This is a genomic window from Variovorax sp. P4_B11 (genome assembly GCF_056402355.1).
Window position 1 is genome coordinate 37,243 of sequence record NZ_JBFUHO010000005.1, and the last position, 20,115, is coordinate 57,357.

Here is a 20,115-nt window from a genome sequence, read left to right on the forward strand (position 1 = left end):
GGGCGGCCCGGCGCCAGCCTGAAGGGCCCCCACGCTCCCCCACTTCGTGTGAGTCGCTGCCCCCCGAGGGGGCTGCAGGCCGGCTTGGGGCGGCCCGGCGCCAGCCTGAAGGCTTCTTCGATCGCTGGTCGCGCCGCAAGCAGCAGGTGCGCGCGGGCCAGGTGCCCGCCGAGCCGGCGCCCGGGGCCGACGATGAGGCGCGCGGCATCGCTGCGGCGCCCGAGCCGGCGCCACTGCCGATGCCGCCCGCGGAGGCGCCACCGCCGCTCACGCTGGCCGACGCCCAGGCGCTCGGCATCGATTCGGATTTCAAGCCCTTCATCGCCGAAGGCGTGGCGCCGGAAGTCAGGAACGCCGCCTTGCGGAAGCTGTTCGCCGATCCGCACTTCAACGTGATGGACGGACTCGACATCTACATCGACGACTACGCCAAGCCCTCGCCCCTGCCCGACAGCGTGTTGCGCCAGATGGCGAGCGCGAAGTTCCTGAACCTGTTCGAGGAAGAGCCTCAAGAAACTCCAGCGAACGATGGATTGGCCGACGTGGCACAGTCCGATCCCGGAGATCCCCCCAGCCCGCCGGTTGCCGATGCGCAACCCGCCAGCCAACCGACCGATGACCACCACGCTGATCTGCGACTGCAACCAGACGATGCCCCTCGAGCCGAAGACGCTCGGGACCGCACTGGCTGAAACCCTGCCCCTCCATTCCGCGCTGTGCCGCCGCGAGGCGGCCTCTTTCCAGCGTGCCATCCAGTCCGGCGACGAGGTGGTGGTCGCCTGCACGCAGGAGAAGCGCCTGTTCGGCGAACTGGCCGAGCAGACGCCCGCTGCCACTTCGCCGATCCGTTTCGTCAACATTCGCGAGACCGGCGGCTGGAGCCGCGACGCCCGCAGCGCGATGCCCAAGATCGCGGCACTGCTGGCCGCCGCCAGCCTGCCCGAACCGGACCCGGTGGCAACGGTCAGCTATGCGAGCCAGGGCCGCTTGCTGGTCATCGGCGCGCTGGACGAAGCCGAGCAGGCGGCGGCGCTTGTCGGCGACAGCCTCGAGGTCACGATCCTCTCCCAGGGGCCCGGCGCGCTCGGCGGTGCCCAGGAGCGGCGCTGGCCGGTGCTGGCCGGCCGCCTCGAATCGCTGGCCGGCTGGCTCGGCGCCTTCCAGCTGCAATGGACGCACGACAACCCGATCGACCTCGACCTGTGCACCCGCTGCAATGCCTGCGTCGCGGCCTGCCCTGAGCAGGCCATCGGCCTGGACTACCAGATCGACCTGGCCAAATGCACGTCGCACCGCGACTGCGAACGCGCCTGCAGCGTGGCCGGTGCGATCCGCTTCGATCGCGCACCGGAGCGCCTCGAGGGCGCCTTCGACCTGGTGCTCGATCTCGGCGCCGCGCCGGTCATCGACTGGCATGCGCCGCCGCAAGGCTACTTCCATGTACCGGGCGGGCTTGCGCAGGCGCGCGGCCTGCAGACGCTGATGCGCTTGCGCGAACTGGTCGGCGAATTCGAGAAGCCCAAGTTCTTCGACTATCGGCAGAAGCTCTGCGCCCACAGCCGCAACGAGGTGGTCGGCTGCAACGCCTGCATCGAGGTCTGCTCGGCCCATGCGGTGACGAGCGACAAGGAGCACCAGCGCATCGTCGTCAATCCGAACCTCTGCGTCGGCTGCGGCGCCTGCACCACCGTGTGCCCGACCGGTGCGCTGGGCTACACCTATCCGCGCGCGCCCTACCAGGGCCTGAAGCTGCGCACGCTGCTGTCCACCTACTTCGGCGCGGGCGGACGCGAAGCCACGCTGCTGCTGCACGGCCAGGAAGGCGGCCAGGCACTGGTCGAGCAACTGGGCCGCAAGGCCCAGCTCGGGAAGGCCCGCGGCGTGCCGGCCAACGTGATCCCGGTCGGCCTGTTCCATGCGGCCAGCACCGGGGTCGACCTGTGGTTGTCGGCCGTGGCCTTCGGCGCATCGCAGGTGCTGGTGCTGGCGACCGGCGAAGAGGCACCGAGCTACCTCGCGGCGCTCGGCAGGCAAATGGAGATCGCGCAGGCGCTGCTGCGCGGGCTGGGCTATGGCGGCACGCATTTCCGCTTGATCGAGGCGAATTCGCCGGAAACGCTCGACGCGGCACTCGCAGGTCTGCGCGAGACCCGCCAGCAGCTGCCCGGGAAGCCGGCCCGATTCGCGGTGGGTGCCGAGAAGCGCGGCACGCTCGAACTCGCCCTCGACCACCTGATGGACGAGGCGCCGGCCCTGCGCACGCCGGCCGATGCGCCGCTGGCGATTCCGTTGCCTTCGGGCGCGCCATTCGGCGCCATCGCCGTCGACAAGGACCGCTGCACCCTGTGCCTGGCCTGCGTCAGCGCCTGCCCCGCCAGCGCGCTGCAGGACAACCCGAACGCGCCGCAGCTGCGCTTCATCGAGAAGAACTGCGTGCAGTGCGGCCTTTGCGAGACCACCTGCCCGGAGAACGCGATTTCGCTCGTGCCGCGCCTGCTGGCGGCGCCCGAGCGCAAGCAGCCGGTGGTGCTGAACGAGGCCAGGCCCTGGGCCTGCATTCGCTGCGGCAAGCCATTCGGCACCCGGAAGGCGATCGAGGCGATGCTCGGCAAGCTGGCCGGGCACGCGATGTTCCAGGGCGAGGCGCTGGAGCGCCTCAAGATGTGCAGCGACTGCCGGGTCATCGACCTGTACAGCGCATCGAACGAAATGAAGATCACACCGCTATGAGTCGCCTGGCCATTCCGAGAACGGACACCGCAATGCCGCGCCGAGGTTTCCAATGAGCCTTCGCATCCCCGTCACTTCCGCGCTGGACGAAGAGGTCGCTCGCGCCGAGCTCTACGGCCTGCTGGCCCGCCTTTGGTATGCGGCCCCCGATGCCGGCTTGCTCGAGGCGTTCCAGGTGGCGCCGACCGAGGCGCCGGCGGCCGGCGCCTTTCTCGAGGAACCGTGGCGGCAGCTCGTCGGTGCCGCACGCGGCACCGGGCTGGCCGAATTGCGCGCCGAATACGACGCGCTGTTCGGCGGCATCGGCAAGCCCGAGGTCTACCTGTTCGGCTCGCACTACCTGAGCGGCTTCCTGAACGACAAGCCGCTGGCGCAGCTGCGCAACGACCTCGACCGCCTCGGCCTGGCGCGTGACGCGTCGGTCTCCGAATCCGAAGACCACGTGGCCTGCCTGTTCGAGGTCATGCGCTACCTGATTGCGGGCGAAGACGTCGAAATCGCCAATTTATCGCAACAAAAAGTATTCTTTGCTACCCATTTGCAGCCTTGGCTGCCGGCGATGTGCGAGGCGGTCTCGGCGCATCCCCGGGCTGGCTTCTACGCCGCGCTGGCCGGGCTGACCCGGGCCTTTTCGGAAGTGGAGACGCAGGGTTTCGACATGTCGCACTGAGACTGAGGGATATTTCCGATTCTCTCGCTCAGGGTCTGGACTAGTATCCAGGGATATGTAACTGGTTTCATATCTCATTGAGCCAGCCACTCCTGGAGATGTTATGCAGGACAGCCAAGACACCGGCCCCCGGCCGGCCTCCCGCCGGGGATTCTTTTTCGGGGCAGCCACCGTCGGCGCCGCCGCAGCCGCCGTCACGGTGCTGCCCAAGGTCGTCGAGGCGCCTGCCGCCTCGGCCGCCGCTTCCTCGCTTCCGCCACCGCCCGAGAAAGGCGGCGGCTATTCGCTCAGCGAACACGTCAAGCGCTACTACAAGACCACGTCTGCCTGAGGACGAAAGCCCACGATGCTACTGACCAAGAAAGCGCCCGGCGCGGCGCGTGACGGCGCCTCTCCCTCCTCGTCGCCCCTTGTGAACAGCCTGCGGCGCGGCCTGTCGAATGCGCTGCCGACCATGGATCGGCGCGCCTTCCTGCGCCGCTCCGGCCTCGGCGTGGGCGTCGGCCTGGCGGCCGGCCAACTCACGCTGATCAAGAAGGCCGACGCCATGCCGGGCCAGGCGGCGGCGGTCGGCGCCGGCAAGATCGAGGTCCGGCGCACGGTGTGTTCGCACTGCTCGGTCGGCTGCGCCTCCGACGCCGTGGTCGAGAACGGTGTCTGGGTGCGTCAGGAGCCGGTGTTCGACTCGCCGATCAATCTCGGCGCGCACTGCGCGAAGGGCGCCGCGTTGCGTGAGCACGGCCATGGCGAATACCGTCTGCGTTACCCGATGAAGCTGGTCAACGGCAAGTACGAGCGCATCAGCTGGGACACTGCCTTGACCGAGATCACGGCCAGGCTGGTCGATCTGCGGAAAGCCAGCGGACCCGACTCCGTCTACTGGATCGGCTCCAGCAAGCACAGCAACGAGCAGGCCTACCTGCTGCGCAAGTTCGTCAGCTTCTTCGGCAGCAACAACTGCGACCACCAGGCGCGCATCTGCCACTCGACCACGGTCGCGGGCGTGGCGAACACATGGGGCTACGGCGCCATGACCAATTCGTACAACGACATGCGCAATGCCAAGGTGGCGATGTACATCGGCTCGAACGCGGCCGAGGCCCACCCGGTGAGCATGCTGCACATGCTGCATTCGAAGGAGAACGGCTGCAAGATGATCGTGGTCGACCCGCGGTTCACGCGCACCGCGGCCAAGGCCGACGAGTACGTGCGCATCCGCTCGGGCTCCGACATCCCCTTCCTCTTCGGCATCCTGCACCACATCTTCAAGAACGGCTGGGAAGACAAGCGCTACATCAACGACCGCGTCTTCGGCATGGACGAAGTGCGCGCCGAAGTGATGGCCAAGTGGACGCCCGACAAGGTCGAGGAGGCCTGCGGCGTGAAGGAAGCGCAGGTCCTCAAGGTCGCGACCTGGCTCAACGAGAACCGTCCCGGCACCATCGTCTGGTGCATGGGCCAGACGCAGCACACGATCGGCAATGCGATCGTGCGTGCCTCCTGCATCCTGCAGCTGGCGCTCGGCAATGTCGGAACCTCGGGCGGCGGCACCAACATCTTCCGCGGCCACGACAACGTGCAGGGCGCCACCGACGTCGGCCCCAACCCCGATTCGCTGCCGAGCTACTACGGCCTGGTCGAAGGCTCCTGGAAGCACTTCGCCGCCACCTGGGGCGTCGACTTCGAATGGATCAAGGGCCGTTTCTCGTCGCCCGCGATGATGAGCAAGCCCGGCATCACGGTGTCGCGCTGGATCGACGGCGTGCTCGAGAAGAACGAGCTGATCGACCAGGACTCCAACCTGCGCGGCGTCTTCTACTGGGGCCATGCGCCGAATTCCCAGACCCGCGGCCTCGAGATGAAGCGGGCCATGGACAAGCTCGACCTGCTGGTGGTGGTCGACCCATATCCGTCGGCCACCGCGGCGATGGCCGCGATGCCGGGGCGGCCCGAGGACCAGAATCCGAATCGTGCGGTCTACCTGCTGCCGGCCTGCACCCAGTTCGAGACCAGCGGCTCGGTCACGGCATCGAACCGCTCGCTCCAGTGGCGCGAGAAGGTGATCGAGCCGCTGTGGGAGAGCCGCAGCGACCACATGATCATGCAGCAGTTCGCCGACCGGCTCGGTTTCGGCAAGGAACTGAGCAAGAACTTCAAGATGCAGCAGGTCAAGGGCATGGACGAGCCCGTGCCCGACGACATCCTGCGCGAGATCAACAAGTGCTGCTGGGCCGCCGGCTACACCGGCCAGAGCCCCGAGCGCCTGCAGGCCCACATGCGCAACATGGCGGCCTTCGACGTCCGCACGCTGCGCGCCAAGGGATCGGTCAAGGACAAGGTCAACGGCTACGACATCGCCGGCGACTACTTCGGCCTGCCGTGGCCCTGCTACGGCACGCCCGAACTCAAGCACCCGGGCTCGCCGAACCTCTACGACACCTCGAAGCACGTGATGGACGGCGGCGGTAACTTCCGCGCCAACTTCGGCGTCGAACGCAACGGCAAGAACCTGCTGGCCGAGGACGGCTCGCACTCGCTGGGCGCCGCGATCACTACCGGCTACCCCGAGCTCGACCACCTGCTGCTCAAGAAGCTGGGCTGGTGGGACGAGCTCACCGAGGCCGAGAAGGCCAAGGCCGACGGCAAGAACTGGAAGACCGATCCCTCGGGCGGCATGATCCGCGTGTTCATGAAGAACCACGGCTGCCATCCCTTCGGCAACGCCAAGGCGCGCGCCGTGGTCTGGAACTTCCCGGATGCGATTCCGCAGCACCGCGAGCCGCTCTACGGCAATCGGCCGGACCTGATGGTCAAGTACCCGACGCACGACGACAAGATGGCGTTCTGGCGTCTGCCCACGCTCTACAAGACGATCCAGCAGAAGAACATCGCCGACAAGATCGCCGAGAAGTTCCCCTACGTGATGACTTCCGGCCGCCTGGTCGAGTACGAGGGCGGCGGCGAGGAAACGCGGTCCAACCCCTGGCTGGCCGAACTGCAGCAGGAGATGTTCATCGAGATCAACCCGAAGGTGGCGGCCGAGAAGGGCATCCGCAACGGCGAGCGGGCCTGGGTCCACACGCCGACCGGCGCCCGGCTCAACGTGCAGGCCCTGGTGACCGAGCGGGTCGGGCCCGACACGGTGTTCATGCCCTTCCACTTCTCGGGCCGCTGGCAGGGCCAGGACATGCTGCCGTACTACCCGGCGGGTGCGCACCCGATCGTGCGCGGCGAGGCGATCAACACCGGCACCACCTATGGCTACGACAGCGTGACCATGATGCAAGAGACCAAGACGACCATCTGCAACGTCGAGCGGGCATAAAGAAGGAATCCCCATGGCAAGAATGAAGTTCGTCTGCGATTCCGAGCGCTGCATCGAATGCAATGGCTGCGTCACGGCCTGCAAGAACGAGAACGAGGTGCCCTGGGGCGTGAACCGCCGCCGGGTGGTCACGCTCAATGACGGCGTGCCGGGCGAGAAATCGATCTCGGTGGCCTGCATGCACTGCTCCGACGCGCCCTGCATGGCGGTCTGCCCGGTGCAATGCTTCTACCGCACCGAAGAAGGCGTGGTGCTGCACGACAAGGACGTCTGCATCGGCTGCGGCTACTGCTCCTACGCCTGCCCCTTCGGCGCGCCGCAGTTCCCGGCCCAGGGCACCTTCGGCGCCCGCGGCAAGATGGACAAGTGCACCTTCTGCGCCGGCGGTCCCGAAGCCAACGGGTCGGAAGCCGAATTCGAGAAGTACGGCCGCAACCGCCTGGCCGAAGGCAAGCTTCCGGCCTGCGCCGAGATGTGTTCGACCAAGGCCCTGCTGGCCGGCGACGGCGACGTCGTGGCCGACATCTTCCGCACCCGCGTGGTGGCACGCGGCAAGGGTGCCGAAGTCTGGGGCTGGGGCACCGCCTACGGCTCGCAGCAAGCCGGCACGCCGCCGCCCAACGGGGGCACGAAATGAGGCGCCTCGGGTCCGCCGCGGCGCTGCTCGCAGCGGCGCTGCTGCTGGGGGCTTGCGGCGAGAAGCTGCAGACCAATGCGCACGGCGTGCGCATCGACGCGGCACCGTGGACCGGCACCGGCACACAGCCGAACACCGGCACCGCCTTCACCGCCCCCGGCTGGCAGGTGGGCGACCCGAACGCCTGGCAGCAGCACCTCAAGACGCGGGCGCAGAACGGCCAGAACGAATACAACAAGATCAACTGAGTCTGGAGGCCGCATGAGACATCTGCTGAATGCGCTGCTGGTGACCGCCGCGGCGCTCGGCTGCGGCATGGCCGTGGGACAGACCGCCAACCCGGTCGCCGCGGGCCCGGTCGCCGAAGCGCCGGCCGCGGCCGCTGCGCCGGCGCCTGCCGTGCCGGCGCAGGCCACCGGCGGCATCCGCAGCCAGAACATCTTCGAGGTCAAACCCGAGGCCAGCGCCGATCCGAACTACCTCAACCAGACCAACGGCGAGCGCAACCGGGTGCAACCGGGCAACAACGCGCCGATGTGGCGCCAGGTCAGCGGCGGCGTGACCGGCTTCAGCAGCCTGCCGCTGCACGAGGCGCCCGAGGCCGGCAACCTGATCCAGGGCTTCGTGAAGTACCCCGGCTCGCTCTACACCAACGCCGGCGAGGCCTGGCGCCAGGTGCGCAACAACTGGATCATTCCGTACGGTGCTGCGCTGCTCTTCGTCACGCTGCTGGCGCTGGCCATCTTCTATTTCACGCGCGGTCCGATCGGGCTGCACGGCCAGGAGACCGGCCGCAAGATCGAGCGCTTCACGCCCTTCGAGCGGGCCACCCACTGGTCGAACGCGATTGCCTTCGTGACGCTCGCCATCTCCGGCATCGTGATGGCTTTCGGCAAGTTCTTCCTGCTGCCGGTGCTGGGCGGCTCGCTGTTCGGCTACCTGGGCTACGTGCTGAAGACCGTACACAACTTCGTCGGCCCGTTGTTCGTGCTGACCACGCTGTTCATGGTCTTCACCTTCTTCCGCAGCAACCTGCCGCGCAAGAACGACCTGGCCTGGCTCAAGAAGGGGGGCGGACTGTTCGGCGGCGAGGAGCCGCCCTCGGACCGCTTCAATGCCGGCGAGAAGGCGGTGTTCTGGGGCGGCGTGCTGTTCCTCGGCGTGCTGGTCATCGGCTCGGGGCTGTTCCTCGACAAGCTGCTGCCCGGGTTCGTCTACACGCGGGCCCAGATGCAGGTCGCCCACATGATCCACGCGGTCGCGACGCTGTGCATGATGGCGCTGATCATGGGCCACATCTACATCGGAACGATCGGCATGAAGGGCGCCTACAAGGCGATGCGCACGGGCTATGTGGACGAGACCTGGGCCCGGGAGCATCACGCCTATTGGTACAACGACATCGCGGCGGGCAAGATCCCGGCCGAGCGCAGCGCCCAGGCACGTGCCGCCCCATCGGCGTCCGGTATCCGGATCGAAGGAAGTCCCTCATGAAGAAGCTGCTGCCCCACTGCGCGCTGGCCGCTGGCCTGGTCGCCGTCCTGGCGGGCGCGCCGGCTGCATTCGCCAAGCTGCCGGCGCCCACCCCGACACCCGAGGCCCAGGCCAAGGCGGCCGAAGCCGCGGCCAAGGCGGCCTGGAGTGCCAAGGTCGATAGCTACCAGCTGTGCCAGGCACAGACCCGCGTTGCGTCCCGCTACCGCGACGCGGCGGCCGCGGCCGGCCGGCAACTGGCGCCGGCCACGCCGACCCCGCCTTGTACCGATCCCGGCCCGTTCGCCTTTGCGCCGCCGGCGGCGCAGGCAAAGCCGCTCGAGGCTGCGGGCGCCCCATCGCCGGCGACCATGGCGGGCTCTCCGCCGAGCTCGAACCCGACCTCGGCCGAGACCAACCCCGCGCCGAAGAAGTGACGCTGCCGCGGCTGACCCAGGCCCGGGCAGCGCTCACGCGCGAGGTCGAGGTCGTCGACGAGCACGGCGAGTCGGGCCGGGTCTCCATTCCTGCCGAGCGCGACCTGACGATCTACGTCGACCGCCGCGAACTGGTCACGCTGATGACCCTGGGCGCGCAGCCCGAGTTGCTGGTGCTGGGCTACCTGCTGAACCAGCGCCTGATCGAATCGGCAGCCGACGTCGAGTCGATCACGGTCGACTGGGAGGTCGGCGCCGCGGCTGTCAAGACGCATGCCGGCATCGACCGCATCGAGGAACGCACCGCGAAGAAGGTGGTCACCACCGGTTGCGGGCAGGGCAGCGTGTTCGGCGAACTGATGGCCGGCATCGACAGCCTGCAGCTGCCCGACACGCGCATGACCCAGGCACAGCTCTATGCGCTGGTCAACGCGATCCGCCTGCAGGAGAGCACCTACAAGTCGGCCGGCTCGGTGCACGGCTGCGCGCTGTTCACGCTCGAGGCCGGCGACCAGGTGCGCATGCAGTGCTTCGTCGAGGACGTGGGCCGCCACAACGCGATCGACACCATTGCCGGCTGGATCGCGATGCAGCCGCAGCTCGCCGGGGGGCGCGTGTTCTATACCACCGGTCGCCTGACCAGCGAGATGGTGATCAAGTCGTCGCAGATGGGCGTGGCGATTGTCGTTTCGCGCAGCGGCATCACGCAGATGGGGCACGAGGTCGCGCTCCGGGTCGGTCTGTGCGCGATCGGGCGGGCGACGAATCGCCGCTTCCTCTGTTTCGCGGGTGCCGAGCGGCTGCTGCTGCAGCCGGCTCTGGCCGGCGCAAAGGCCGTCGGCGCGGTCCAGGCCGAGCCCTAAATCCTTCCATTTCGCAGACGCGGCCGGCTCGGCTATCGTCGGGCCTATGACTGCTTTTCTTCGCCTCGGCTGGCGCACGCTCTGGCGCGACCTGCGCGCCGGTGAACTCCGACTCCTGATCGTGGCCGTGCTGCTGGCGGTGGCGGCGCTGACAGCGGTCGGCTTCTTCGCCGACCGGCTCAAGGGCGGGCTGCAGCGCGATGCGCGCCAGCTGCTGGGCGGCGACGCGGTGCTGGCGAGCGACAACCCGACGCCGCAGGCCTTCGTCGAACGCGCCCGGGCGCTGGGCCTGCAGGGCGCGAGCACCTACGGCTTCCCGACCATGGCGCGCGCCAGCGAGGCACGGGGCGGTGCCACCAAGCTGGTGGCGCTGAAGGCCGTGGCGGCCGGCTATCCGCTGCGCGGCGCGGTCCAGGTCGCGGTCGACGCCGACGGTCCGGGACAACCCACGCGCGAAGTGCCGGCACCGGGCGAGGCCTGGGTCGACGGGCCGCTGCTGGAATCGCTCGCGCTCAAAGTCGGCGACACGCTGCTGCTCGGCGATGCCGGGCTGCGCATCGCGCGCGTGATCACGCTGGAACCCGACCGCGGCGCCGGCTTCATGAGCTTCGCGCCGCGCGTCATGCTCAACCAGGCCGACATCGCCCGCACCGGGCTCGTGCAGCCGGCCAGCCGCGTCAGCTATCGCTTCGCGGTGGCGGGGGACACGGCCGCAGTCAAGCGCTTCAGCGACGAGGTCGATGCGACGATCAAGAAGGGCGAGCTGCGCGGTGCCCGCCTCGAATCCTTCGAGAGCGGGCGGCCCGAGATGCGCCAGACGCTGGACCGGGCCGAGAAATTCCTGAACCTGGTGGCGCTGCTGGCCGCGCTGCTGTCGGCCGTGGCGGTGGCGCTGGCGGCGCGCGGCTTCGCCGCCAGCCACCTCGACGACTGCGCGATGCTGCGTGTGCTGGGCCAGAGCCAGCGCACCATCGCCGCCGCCTATGCCTTCGAGTTCGCGGTGATCGGCTTGATTGCCAGCGCGATCGGCGTCGCCATCGGCTATGGCGTGCACTACGTCTTCGTGCTGCTGCTCGCCGGACTGGTCGAGAGCGCGCTGCCGGCGCCAACCCTGTGGCCGGTGGCCTTCGGCCTCGGCGTCGGGCTCACGCTGTTGCTCGCCTTCGGGCTGCCGCCGGTGCTGCAGCTGGCGCGAGTGCCGCCGCTGCGCGTCATCCGGCGCGATGTCGGCAACCTGAAGCCGGCCTCGATCGCGGTGCTCGGGCTCGGCGTGGCCGGCTTCGCGGCCTTGCTGGTCGCGGCCAGCAGCGACCTCAAGCTGGGACTGATCGCGGTCGGCGGCTTCGCGGGGGCGGTGGCGGTGTTCGCGCTCTTGAGCTGGCTTGCGGTGTGGGTGCTGCGGCGCAGCGTCAACGAGAACACGGCGCCGCGCTGGCTGGTGCTGGCGACGCGGCAGATCTCGGCCCGGCCGGCCTACGCCGTGGTGCAGGTGAGCGCGCTCGCGGTCGGGTTGCTGGCGCTGATCCTGCTGGTACTGCTGCGTACCGACCTGGTCGCGAGTTGGCGCAAGGCCACGCCGCCCGATGCGCCGAACCGCTTCGTGATCAACGTGATGCCCGACCAGAGCGATGCCTTCCAGAAGACCTTGCGCGCCAACGGGGTGCAGAAGTTCGACTGGTACCCGATGATCCGCGGCCGGCTGGTCGCGATCAACGACAAGCCGGTCTCGCCCGACGACTACAGCGAGGATCGCGCCAAGCGGCTGGTCGACCGCGAGTTCAACCTCAGCAACAGCGCCGAGGCGCCGCCGCACAACCAGATCACCGCCGGCACCTGGAAGCCGGATGCCGCGGGCGAACTCAGCGTCGAGGCGGGGCTGGCCGAAACCCTCGGGCTGAAGCTCGGCGACAGCCTGCGCTTCGACATCGGCGGGCAGCAGAGCGAGGCCCACATCACTTCGCTGCGCAAGGTCGACTGGGGCTCGATGCACGCCAACTTCTTCGTCATGTACACGGTGGCGGCGCTGGCCGACGTTCCGGTCACCTACATGGGCGCCTTTCGCGCGCCCGAGGTCAAGGGCTTCGACAATGCGCTGGTCCGCAGCTACCCGAACGTCACCAACGTCGACATGAGCGCCACCCTCGGCCAGGTGCAGCGCGTGCTCGACCAGGTGATCCGGGCGGTCGAGTTCCTGTTCGGCTTCACGCTGGCGGCCGGCCTGGTGGTGCTGTTCGCGGCCGTGACCGCGACGCGCGAGGAGCGGGCGCGCGAGTTCGCCGTGATGCGGGCGGTGGGTGCGCGGGCCAGCCTGTTGCGGCAGGTGCAGCGGGCGGAGCTCGCCGGCGTCGGCCTGCTGGCCGGCTTCCTCGCGAGCATCGTCGCCTCGGTGATCGGCTGGGCACTGGCGCGCTTCGTGTTCGAATTCACCTGGACCGCGTCGCCGCTGGTGCCGATCGCGGGCGCGTTGGCCGGTGCGGTGCTGGCCCTCGCGGCCGGCTGGTGGGGCCTGCGCGAGGTGCTGCGGCGGCCGGTGGTGGCCACCTTGCGGCAGGCGGCGGAATAGGGCGCCCTGCGGCATGGCCGAATGCATCGAGTGCGACACCGCGCGGCTGCACCTGCGGCAATGGCGAGCGGCCGACCGCGAAGCCTTCGCGGCCCTCAATGCCGATCCGCGCGTGATGCGCTTCTTTCCCGCGCCGCTCGCGCGCGCGGAGAGCGACGCGATGGCCGATCGCTGCGCCGAAGACATCGCGCAAAGAGGCTGGGGCTTCTGGGCCGCCGAGGAGCGCGCGGGCGGGGCGCTGATCGGCTGCGTCGGCCTGAATGTGCCGAGGCCCGATCTGCCCTTCTCGCCCTGCGTCGAGATTGGCTGGCGGCTGGCGCATGACTTCTGGAGCCGGGGCTATGCGACGGAGGCGGCGCGCGCGGCGCTGCGCGTGGGCTTCGAGCGCCTCGACCTGCCTGAGATCGTGGCTTTCACCGCGGTCCCGAACCTGCCTTCGGAGGCCGTCATGCAGCGCCTCGGCATGCGCAGCGATGGGGTCTTCGAGCACCCGGCATTGCCCGTGGGCCATGCGTTGCGCCTGCACAAGCTCTATCGGCTGCAGCGCTCCGACGGGCTGCGGCAACTCAACACCTAGCCCGTCCGCCTCCGGCTGGAATTCGGCACCTACCAGCTTCCTCCGAATTTGACGAGCACATTCGGTGTTCGATCTCATTGTTCGGATGACTTGATGCTCAATTTGTTGGATTCATGCAACTTCTCGCCCCTGTTGCGCCGCGTTGCGGCCGGGGCCGCCGCCAGCCTGGCCGCCTTGGTTCTCACCGCCTGCGAGCATCGGGACGATGCGCGGGCCGTCGCGGCGGACTGCGTCCGCAGCCTCTCCACGCTGGCGCCGATCATGGGCGGCAGCGGCAGCGGCAGCGGCAGCGGCAGCGGCAGCACGCGGTGCGCGGCAGCGCCTGACGCCGTGGCGCCTGAAGCGCCCATCGTGCGCACGGCGACGGCTCCGGCGGGCCCCGAGCGGGCACTGATCGCTTCGGCACGTTGACGCGTCGCCGCGCTGCCGGCTGACGCCGCAGGCCGGCTCCGGCACTAGCCACCGCGGTTCCCGACCCACGCGGGTCATTTCTTCTCCTGCTGAAACCCCCGCCGGCCTCGCTGCCGTGCGGGCTGCCCTGTCCATGACTACTTTTCCCATCGGCTTGCGCGCGCGAAGCCTGATCGTTCTCGCGGCGAGCGCGTTGTCGGTCACCGCCGCGTGGGCGGTCGAGCCTTTCACCGTACGCGACATTCGTGTCGAAGGCCTGCAGCGGGTCGAGCCGGGAACGATCTTCGCTTCGATTCCGATGCGCGTGGGCGAGACCTACGATGACGAGCGCGGCGCGGCCGCGATTCGCGCACTGTTCGAGCTCGGCCTGTTCAAGGACGTGCGCATCGACGTCAGCGGCAACGTGCTGGTGGTGATCGTCGAGGAGCGGCCGACCATTGCCGAGGTCGAGTTCAGCGGCGTCAAGGAGTTCGACAAGGATGTCCTGAAGAAGGCCCTGCGCGAAGTCGGCCTGGCCGAAGGACGGGCCTACGACAAGGCGCTGGCCGACCGTGCCGAGCAGGAGCTCAAGCGCCAGTACGTGAGCCGCGGCCTCTACAACGCGCAGGTCGTGACCACGGTGACGCCTACCGAACGCAATCGCGCCAACCTGAGCTTCACCGTCACCGAAGGCGAGTCCGCGCACATCCGGGAGGTGCACATCGCCGGCAACAAGGACTTCAGCGAGTCGACCCTGCTGAGCCTGTTCGAGCAGGACAGCGGCGGCTGGCTCAGCTGGTACACCAAGTCGAACCAGTATTCGCGCGCCAAGCTCGATGCCGACCTCGAGACGCTGCGCTCGTACTACCTGTCGCGCGGCTACCTCGAGTTCCGCATCGACTCGACGCAGGTGGCGATCTCGCCCGACCGGCAAGACCTCTCGGTCACGGTCAACCTCACGGAGGGCGACAGGTTCGTGGTCTCCGGCGTGAAGCTGGGCGGCAACTACCTGGGCCGGGAAGAAGAGTTCAAGACCCTCGTCACCATCAAGCCCGGCGAGCCCTACAACGCCGAGCAGGTGACCCAGACCACGAAGGCCTTCACCGACTATTTCAGCACCTTCGGCTATGCCTTCGCGCGCGTGAATGCACAGCCCGAGATCGATCGCGACCACCACCGCGTCACGTTGGGCCTGCAGGCCGAACCGGGGCGCCGGGTCTACGTGCGCCGTGTCAGCATCGGCGGCAACAACCGCACGCGCGACGAAGTGATCCGGCGCGAGTTCCGCCAGTACGAGGCCTCCTGGTACGACGGCGACAAGATCAAGCTGTCGCGCGATCGGATCGACCGGCTCGGCTACTTCACCGAGGTCAGCGTCGACACGCAGGAGGTACCGGGCACGCCCGACCAGGTCGACCTGACGGTCGATCTCAAGGAGAAGCCGACCGGCAGTCTCCAGCTCGGCGCGGGCTATTCCAGCACCGGGGTCTCGTTGAACTTCGGCATCACGCAGGAGAACGTGTTCGGCTCCGGCAACTATCTCGGGCTGCAGGTCAATGGCAGCTCGTACAACAAGTCGATCTCGATCTCGGCGACCGACCCCTACTTCACGCCGGGCGGCATTTCGCGCACCTTCAGCCTGTTCCATACCGTGACGCGCCCGTACTACGAGGCCGACGGGAACTACAAGCTGGCCAGCACCGGCGCCTTGCTCAAGTTCGGCGTGCCGTTCAGCGAGCTGGACACGGTCTATTTCGGCCTCGGCCTGGAGCGCTACCAGTTCACGCCGGGCAGCAACGGCACCTACACCCTGGTGAACGGATCGTATGTCTACACGGCCACGCCGCAGGCCTACCTCGACTACTTCCAGTGCACGGGCACGGTCCCGAGCGTGGTGTGCGCCCAAGGCAACCTGCTTGGCGTGCCCGTGACGGCCGCCTGGGCGCGCGACGATCGCGACAGCACGCTGGTGCCGAGCCGGGGGCGATACCAGACCGCCAGCGTGGAACTGGGCCTGAGCGACGAGCTTCGCTACCTACGCAGCCAGTACCAGGTGCAGCAGTATGTCCCGCTGAGCAAGCAGTACACGCTGGCCTTGAACGCGGAGCTGGGCTATGCGCGGGCGCTGGACGGCAGCAGCTTTCCGATCTTCAAGAACTTCTACGCCGGCGGCCTGGGTTCGATCCGCGGCTTCGAGACCAGCTCCCTGGGCCCGCGCGACGCCGTCACGGACGGGGCGCTGGGCGGCACGCGAAAGACCATCGTCAACGCCGAGTTCAGCACGCCATTGCCGGGGGCGGGAAACGACCGCACCTTGCGGCTCTACGGCTTCGTCGACGCGGGCAATGTCTTCGCGGACCGCAGCGCCGGCCTGAGCGATGCGCAGTGGAAGGCGCAGAACGGCATTCGCGCCTCGTCCGGCGTGGGCATCAGCTGGATCTCGCCGCTGGGTCCGCTGCGCCTCGCCTATGCGCTGCCCATCAAGTACCAGAAGGCGGACGAGGCCAACAACATCGCCGCAGACCGCCTGCAGCGGATCCAGTTCCAGATCGGAAGCTCGTTCTGAGAACAGGCTCGCCGGAGCCGGGCGCTGCCGACGGAAAAATGGGGGTGTTTCAGGTACGGCTCCGACGGTCCCGCAAGTCTTGGGACAATGGCGGTCATGCAGATTCAGGACAAACCGCCTTTTGACACGCCCTTCGAATGGATCGGCGGTGAAACCGCGGTCCACGCGCTGGTCGAGCGCTTCTACGACCTGATGGACCTCGAGCCGGCCTACGCGCAGCTGCGCGCGGTGCACGGCAGCTCGCTCGACAACGCGCGCCAGCGCCTGTTCTGGTTCCTGTGCGGCTGGCTCGGCGGCCCGCAGCACTACACCGACCGCTTCGGCCATCCGATGCTGCGCGCGCGCCACCTGCCGCAGAGCATCGGCGGCCACACGATCGGGATCCGCGAGCGCGACGAGTGGCTGGCCTGCATGGACCAGGCGATGGGCGAGACCGGGGTGCCGGACGATTTGCGCGAGCGGCTGCGTGGGTCGTTCTTCCAGACGGCGGACTGGATGCGCAACCGGTAGAAGCCGGCATGAAGCCATCGGGCGCAGGATCTCTATCGCCGCTTCGGTTTCCTCGATGAGGGTGTGCATCGCGGCTATGCGCTGCGCGACGGTGTCTACGTGGACGCGCTGTCGATGGCGCGCCTGGTTGCGCGGCCCTGAAGTTCAGCGCCGCGACGGCGCCAGCAGCACCACCAACGCGCCGCCGCCGCCCTCGGCCGGCTTGGCCTGCACGAAGGCCAGGGTCTCGTTCTTCTGGATCAGCCAGCGCTGCACCTTGGCCTTGAGCACCGGCTGCTTGCCCGGCGAGCCATGGCCCTTGCCGTGCACCACGCGCACGCAGCGCACGCCCTGTTTCCAGGCCTCGCGGATGAAGGCGCCGAGCGCCTCGCGGGCCTCGTCGCTGCGCATGCCATGGAGGTCGAGCTGGCGCTGGATCGACCATTCGCCGGCGCGCAGCTTGCGCGTGACATCGGTAGGGATGCCGGGGCGCCGGAAGCTCATCGCATCGTCGGCGTCGAGCAGGGTGCTGACGTCGAATTCGTCCGACAGCGACTCGCGCAGCACGCGCTGGTCGTCGAGCTGCTGCTGCACGGGGATCGGCGCCGGCGGCTCCGGGGTCAGCGCTACCGTTGCGGTCTTGCGCAGCGGCCGGGTGTTGCCGATCGCGCGCGTGAACAGGTCCTGATCGGCCAGGCGCTTGTGCTGCGACGCCGCCCGGGCCGCCGCTTCGACGGCCTCGCGCTGGCGCTGCTCGGCCAGCGAGCGCTGCACTTGCTTGAGATCGGCGAGGCTCTTGAAGCTGTTGGATTTGGCGGGCATGGAGGGCGAGCAAGTTTCAGGCCGCGACGCGCGCCTCGATCGCGCAACGCAGTTCCAGCAGCGTGCCCGAGGCACCGGTGCGGATATCGAGTGTGCCTCCAAGGCGGGCGGCGCGTGCGCGCATGTTCTGCAATCCCATGCCCGCGGACGACGGCGACGAGGCGTCGCCTGCGAAGCCGCGCCCATTGTCGTGGATCGCAAGCCGCACCTGCCCGGCGGCGGTCTCGATGCGCACCTCGACCTGCGTGGCGCCGCTGTGCTTGAGCACGTTGGCCAGCGCCTCCTGCAGCACGCGCAGGAAGTCCAGATCGCGCTTGCCGCCGAGGCGGCAGCCCTGAAGGCCCTGGAGTTGCCAGCGGCATTCGATGCCGGCGGCCTCCAGCAGGCGGGTGCTGCGGTGGCGCAGCGGCACCAGCCGGTCGGCCAGCTCGTCGGTGTCGTCGAAGGCCGAGCTCTCGATGATCAGGCGCAGGTCGTCGTTGACCTCCTTGAGCGCCCACAGCGCCACGCCGTCTTCGCCACCGTCGGCCCGGTTGCCCAGCGTGTGGATGTGGCTGCTCAGCGTCATGCCGAGGCCGTCGTGCAGGTCGCGCACCAGGCTCAGGCGTTCGGTCAGGCGGGTCTGGACCAGTTCGCCCGCATGCTGCCGCTTCAAGCCCTCGGCCAGGCGCTGGGTCGCCTCGTCCACCCGCTGCCGCAATTCGGCATTGAAGTGCTCCACCAGCCGCATGCCCTTGACCATCCGCCAGGTCAACGCGAACGAAATGCCGACCAGCGTCGCGCTCGAAGACAAGGCGACGTAGTAGCGGGTGCCGGGCAGCCACTCGAGGAAGATCAGCGTGTCGTGGACGCCGGCTGCGACCGGCAGCAACAGGCAGGCCGCGAGCACGGCGACTTCGAGCCGGCGGGAGACGAAGGCGTGCCTGGCGATGATCGCGCAGCTGGCGAAATAGCCGAACAGGACGACCAGCACGGTGGTGTCGCGCGCGGTCTCGAGCCAAGGGGGCGGCATGGCGATCAAGGTCGCGAGGCCGGCACCGCCGACGAGAAGCACCGCGCGCTGCGTCCCCGCGCGTGCCAACTCGCAGAAATGCAGCGCGAACATGAAGAAGCAGGCGATGCTGGCCAGCAACGCCATGTGGTTGGCGCGCTGGAAGGCGTTCGTGCCGGCGAAGGGCCAGGTGTCGAGCGCGACGTAGTTGTACGAGTAGAGCACCCACAGCAGCGAGAACAGGCTGAACCATCCATAGGAGAGCTCGCTGCGGCGCAGCAGCCACAGCATGCCGTACATCACGCCCATGACCAGGGTCAGGCCGATGCCCAGCAGTGGCAGGGTGCGGCGAATCAGCAGCGACTCGCGATAGGCCGGGCGCAAGGCCTCGGGTGCGCCCAGGGTCACGGCGCCCAACCCCGGCTGGTAGGCCGACAGCCCCGAGACGCGGATCAGCAGCTCGTTGCTGTCCGGACGCAGCAGCGGCGCATCGAGCACCCAGAAGCGCGGCAGGTTCCACGAACGGGAGAGTGGCTCGACCAGGCTGGCGTCACGTCCGATGAGGCTGCCGTTGAGATAGGCGGCGCCCGCCATGTTGACGTATTCGACCAGCAGGCCGAGCGGCGGCGGCTGCGTGGCGCCGCTGCCCCCGGACCAGCGCAGCCGATACCAGACCACGCCATCGAAGCCCGGCCAGCGCGCCGCCCAGGCGTCCGGCAGGCCGACGGGTGTCCAGCCGTCGGTGGGCGGGGCGCTGGCGTTCCAGTCGGATCTGGCCGCCTCGATGCTGTCGAAGCCATGGCCGGTTGTCGGGGGCGCGGCGCCGTGGGCGGCCGAGACAATGAACAGGCCGGCCAGCAGGGCGCCGAGCACCCGTCCCAGCCAGTGCATCAGGGCAGCACGCCCTGCGCGCGTGCGCTGTAGATCGCGGCCGCGCGCGAGCGCACCGCGAGCTTGCGGTAGATGTTCTTGGCGTGGCATTCGACGGTGTTGATGGAGAGGGTGAGGCTCTGCGCGATCTCGCGGTTGCTGTGACCCTGCGCGACCAGCTGCAGAACCTCCCTCTCGCGGGCGCTCAGCTCGGCCGGGGCGGGGACCGTGGTCGCCGGCGCCGCGTGCGTGGTAGCAAGGGGCGCCGGCCCCGCTTGCGGCGCGGCCATCAGCTGGAGGATGCGCCGCGCAATGAGGGGGTCGATCGGCGCGCCGCCGCGCTGCATGCTGCCCAGCGACAACTCCAGCTCGACGTCGCTGCCGTTCTTCAGCAGGTAGCCGACGGCACCGCCGCGGATCGCCTGCAGCACGGTGGCGTCATCGCCGAGGCTGGAAACCACCACCGCATCGACCGCCGGCGCGTGGGCCTGCAACCAGGGCAGCAGTTCGAGGCCGCTGCCGTCGGGCAGGCCGACATCCAGCAGGGCCAGGTCGAAGCGGCCCTGCGCCAGGTGCTCGCGCGCCTCGGCCAGCGAGCCCGCCATCGCACAGCGGGCCGCGGGGGCCGCCTGGGCGGCCACGCGTTCCAGGCGCGTACGCACCGCCGGGTCGTCGTCGACGATCAAGATGTCTTCCATGGCTTGGCATTGTC

18 protein-coding genes are annotated in these 20,115 nt (G+C 68.9%); 15 read left to right on the forward strand and 3 right to left on the reverse strand.

What is annotated here, in order from left to right; all coding sequences use genetic code 11:
- The first annotated feature begins 56 nt into the window (after positions 1–56).
- The 15 genes from AC1DYD_RS07220 (at position 57) to AC1DYD_RS07290 (ending at position 16,741) form a co-directional block, all read left to right on the forward strand.
- Complete coding sequence (locus AC1DYD_RS07220) at positions 57–692, forward strand: DUF3306 domain-containing protein (RefSeq protein WP_478172243.1); 636 nt, start codon at positions 57–59, stop codon at positions 690–692.
- On the forward strand, positions 616–2,730 hold the full coding sequence (locus AC1DYD_RS07225; protein WP_478172070.1) for a 4Fe-4S dicluster domain-containing protein: 2,115 nt from the start codon (positions 616–618) through the stop codon (positions 2,728–2,730). The genes AC1DYD_RS07220 and AC1DYD_RS07225 overlap by 77 nt, the downstream gene beginning before the upstream one ends.
- Before the next feature lie 52 nt (positions 2,731–2,782).
- Complete coding sequence (locus tag AC1DYD_RS07230) at positions 2,783–3,400, forward strand: TorD/DmsD family molecular chaperone (RefSeq protein WP_478172071.1); 618 nt, start codon at positions 2,783–2,785, stop codon at positions 3,398–3,400.
- 103 nt (positions 3,401–3,503) lie between these two features.
- Positions 3,504–3,731 (forward strand): formate dehydrogenase, encoded by a 228-nt coding sequence (locus AC1DYD_RS07235; RefSeq protein ID WP_478172072.1) that lies wholly within the window; start codon positions 3,504–3,506, stop codon positions 3,729–3,731.
- A gap of 15 nt (positions 3,732–3,746) precedes the next feature.
- Positions 3,747–6,725 (forward strand): formate dehydrogenase subunit alpha, encoded by a 2,979-nt coding sequence (locus AC1DYD_RS07240; protein ID WP_478172073.1) that lies wholly within the window; start codon positions 3,747–3,749, stop codon positions 6,723–6,725.
- A 13-nt stretch (positions 6,726–6,738) separates the two neighbouring features.
- Positions 6,739–7,362: a formate dehydrogenase FDH3 subunit beta gene (fdh3B, locus tag AC1DYD_RS07245; protein WP_478172074.1), complete on the forward strand. Its 624-nt coding sequence runs from the start codon at positions 6,739–6,741 to the stop codon at positions 7,360–7,362.
- Positions 7,359–7,610 carry a hypothetical protein gene (locus AC1DYD_RS07250; protein ID WP_478172075.1) on the forward strand — a complete coding sequence of 84 codons (252 nt, stop codon included), beginning with the start codon at positions 7,359–7,361 and terminating at the stop codon, positions 7,608–7,610. Before fdh3B ends, AC1DYD_RS07250 begins: the two co-directional genes overlap by 4 nt.
- A 13-nt stretch (positions 7,611–7,623) precedes the next feature.
- The gene (locus AC1DYD_RS07255) at positions 7,624–8,856 is read left to right on the forward strand and encodes a formate dehydrogenase subunit gamma (protein ID WP_478172076.1); all 1,233 of its coding nucleotides are present in this window, start codon (positions 7,624–7,626) and stop codon (positions 8,854–8,856) included.
- On the forward strand, positions 8,853–9,272 hold the full coding sequence (locus tag AC1DYD_RS07260; protein WP_478172077.1) for a hypothetical protein: 420 nt from the start codon (positions 8,853–8,855) through the stop codon (positions 9,270–9,272). The genes AC1DYD_RS07255 and AC1DYD_RS07260 overlap by 4 nt, the downstream gene beginning before the upstream one ends.
- Complete coding sequence (locus AC1DYD_RS07265; RefSeq protein ID WP_478172078.1) at positions 9,269–10,135, forward strand: formate dehydrogenase accessory sulfurtransferase FdhD; 867 nt, start codon at positions 9,269–9,271, stop codon at positions 10,133–10,135. Before AC1DYD_RS07260 ends, AC1DYD_RS07265 begins: the two co-directional genes overlap by 4 nt.
- A 46-nt stretch (positions 10,136–10,181) precedes the next feature.
- Positions 10,182–12,698: an ABC transporter permease gene (locus AC1DYD_RS07270; RefSeq protein WP_478172079.1), complete on the forward strand. Its 2,517-nt coding sequence runs from the start codon at positions 10,182–10,184 to the stop codon at positions 12,696–12,698.
- 13 nt (positions 12,699–12,711) lie between these two features.
- Positions 12,712–13,275 (forward strand): GNAT family N-acetyltransferase, encoded by a 564-nt coding sequence (locus AC1DYD_RS07275; protein WP_478172080.1) that lies wholly within the window; start codon positions 12,712–12,714, stop codon positions 13,273–13,275.
- A 93-nt stretch (positions 13,276–13,368) separates the two neighbouring features.
- On the forward strand, positions 13,369–13,686 hold the full coding sequence (locus AC1DYD_RS07280; RefSeq protein ID WP_478172081.1) for a hypothetical protein: 318 nt from the start codon (positions 13,369–13,371) through the stop codon (positions 13,684–13,686).
- A 133-nt stretch (positions 13,687–13,819) separates the two neighbouring features.
- The gene (gene bamA / locus AC1DYD_RS07285) at positions 13,820–16,231 is read left to right on the forward strand and encodes an outer membrane protein assembly factor BamA (RefSeq protein WP_478172082.1); all 2,412 of its coding nucleotides are present in this window, start codon (positions 13,820–13,822) and stop codon (positions 16,229–16,231) included.
- 96 nt (positions 16,232–16,327) lie between these two features.
- The gene (locus tag AC1DYD_RS07290; RefSeq protein ID WP_478172083.1) at positions 16,328–16,741 is read left to right on the forward strand and encodes a group II truncated hemoglobin; all 414 of its coding nucleotides are present in this window, start codon (positions 16,328–16,330) and stop codon (positions 16,739–16,741) included.
- A gap of 144 nt (positions 16,742–16,885) precedes the next feature.
- On the opposite strand, the gene AC1DYD_RS07295 is transcribed toward AC1DYD_RS07290, so the two are convergent.
- The 3 genes from AC1DYD_RS07295 to AC1DYD_RS07305 are packed head-to-tail and all read right to left on the reverse strand — an operon-like array spanning position 16,886 to position 20,101.
- Complete coding sequence (locus AC1DYD_RS07295) at positions 16,886–17,542, reverse strand: Smr/MutS family protein (protein WP_478172084.1); 657 nt, start codon at positions 17,540–17,542, stop codon at positions 16,886–16,888.
- A gap of 16 nt (positions 17,543–17,558) precedes the next feature.
- On the reverse strand, positions 17,559–19,424 hold the full coding sequence (locus AC1DYD_RS07300; protein WP_478172085.1) for a sensor histidine kinase: 1,866 nt from the start codon (positions 19,422–19,424) through the stop codon (positions 17,559–17,561).
- Positions 19,424–20,101 (reverse strand): response regulator transcription factor, encoded by a 678-nt coding sequence (locus tag AC1DYD_RS07305; RefSeq protein WP_478172086.1) that lies wholly within the window; start codon positions 20,099–20,101, stop codon positions 19,424–19,426. Before AC1DYD_RS07305 ends, AC1DYD_RS07300 begins: the two co-directional genes overlap by 1 nt.
- Positions 20,102–20,115 lie beyond the last annotated feature (14 nt).

What these genes read in the sequence shown, in the direction of transcription:
- AC1DYD_RS07225 (WP_478172070.1), top strand. Translation starts at nt 616, where the DNA reads ATGACCACCACGCTGATCTGCGACTGCAACCAGACGATGCCCCTCGAG.
- AC1DYD_RS07230 (WP_478172071.1), top strand. Translation starts at nt 2,783, where the DNA reads ATGAGCCTTCGCATCCCCGTCACTTCCGCGCTGGACGAAGAGGTCGCT.
- AC1DYD_RS07235 (WP_478172072.1), top strand. Translation starts at nt 3,504, where the DNA reads ATGCAGGACAGCCAAGACACCGGCCCCCGGCCGGCCTCCCGCCGGGGA.
- AC1DYD_RS07240 (WP_478172073.1), top strand. Translation starts at nt 3,747, where the DNA reads ATGCTACTGACCAAGAAAGCGCCCGGCGCGGCGCGTGACGGCGCCTCT.
- fdh3B (WP_478172074.1), top strand. Translation starts at nt 6,739, where the DNA reads ATGGCAAGAATGAAGTTCGTCTGCGATTCCGAGCGCTGCATCGAATGC.
- AC1DYD_RS07250 (WP_478172075.1), top strand. Translation starts at nt 7,359, where the DNA reads ATGAGGCGCCTCGGGTCCGCCGCGGCGCTGCTCGCAGCGGCGCTGCTG.
- AC1DYD_RS07255 (WP_478172076.1), top strand. Translation starts at nt 7,624, where the DNA reads ATGAGACATCTGCTGAATGCGCTGCTGGTGACCGCCGCGGCGCTCGGC.
- AC1DYD_RS07260 (WP_478172077.1), top strand. Translation starts at nt 8,853, where the DNA reads ATGAAGAAGCTGCTGCCCCACTGCGCGCTGGCCGCTGGCCTGGTCGCC.
- AC1DYD_RS07270 (WP_478172079.1), top strand. Translation starts at nt 10,182, where the DNA reads ATGACTGCTTTTCTTCGCCTCGGCTGGCGCACGCTCTGGCGCGACCTG.
- AC1DYD_RS07275 (WP_478172080.1), top strand. Translation starts at nt 12,712, where the DNA reads ATGGCCGAATGCATCGAGTGCGACACCGCGCGGCTGCACCTGCGGCAA.
- AC1DYD_RS07280 (WP_478172081.1), top strand. Translation starts at nt 13,369, where the DNA reads ATGCTCAATTTGTTGGATTCATGCAACTTCTCGCCCCTGTTGCGCCGC.
- bamA (WP_478172082.1), top strand. Translation starts at nt 13,820, where the DNA reads ATGACTACTTTTCCCATCGGCTTGCGCGCGCGAAGCCTGATCGTTCTC.
- AC1DYD_RS07290 (WP_478172083.1), top strand. Translation starts at nt 16,328, where the DNA reads ATGCAGATTCAGGACAAACCGCCTTTTGACACGCCCTTCGAATGGATC.
- AC1DYD_RS07295 (WP_478172084.1), bottom strand. Translation starts at nt 17,542, where the DNA reads ATGCCCGCCAAATCCAACAGCTTCAAGAGCCTCGCCGATCTCAAGCAA.
- AC1DYD_RS07300 (WP_478172085.1), bottom strand. Translation starts at nt 19,424, where the DNA reads ATGCACTGGCTGGGACGGGTGCTCGGCGCCCTGCTGGCCGGCCTGTTC.
- AC1DYD_RS07305 (WP_478172086.1), bottom strand. Translation starts at nt 20,101, where the DNA reads ATGGAAGACATCTTGATCGTCGACGACGACCCGGCGGTGCGTACGCGC.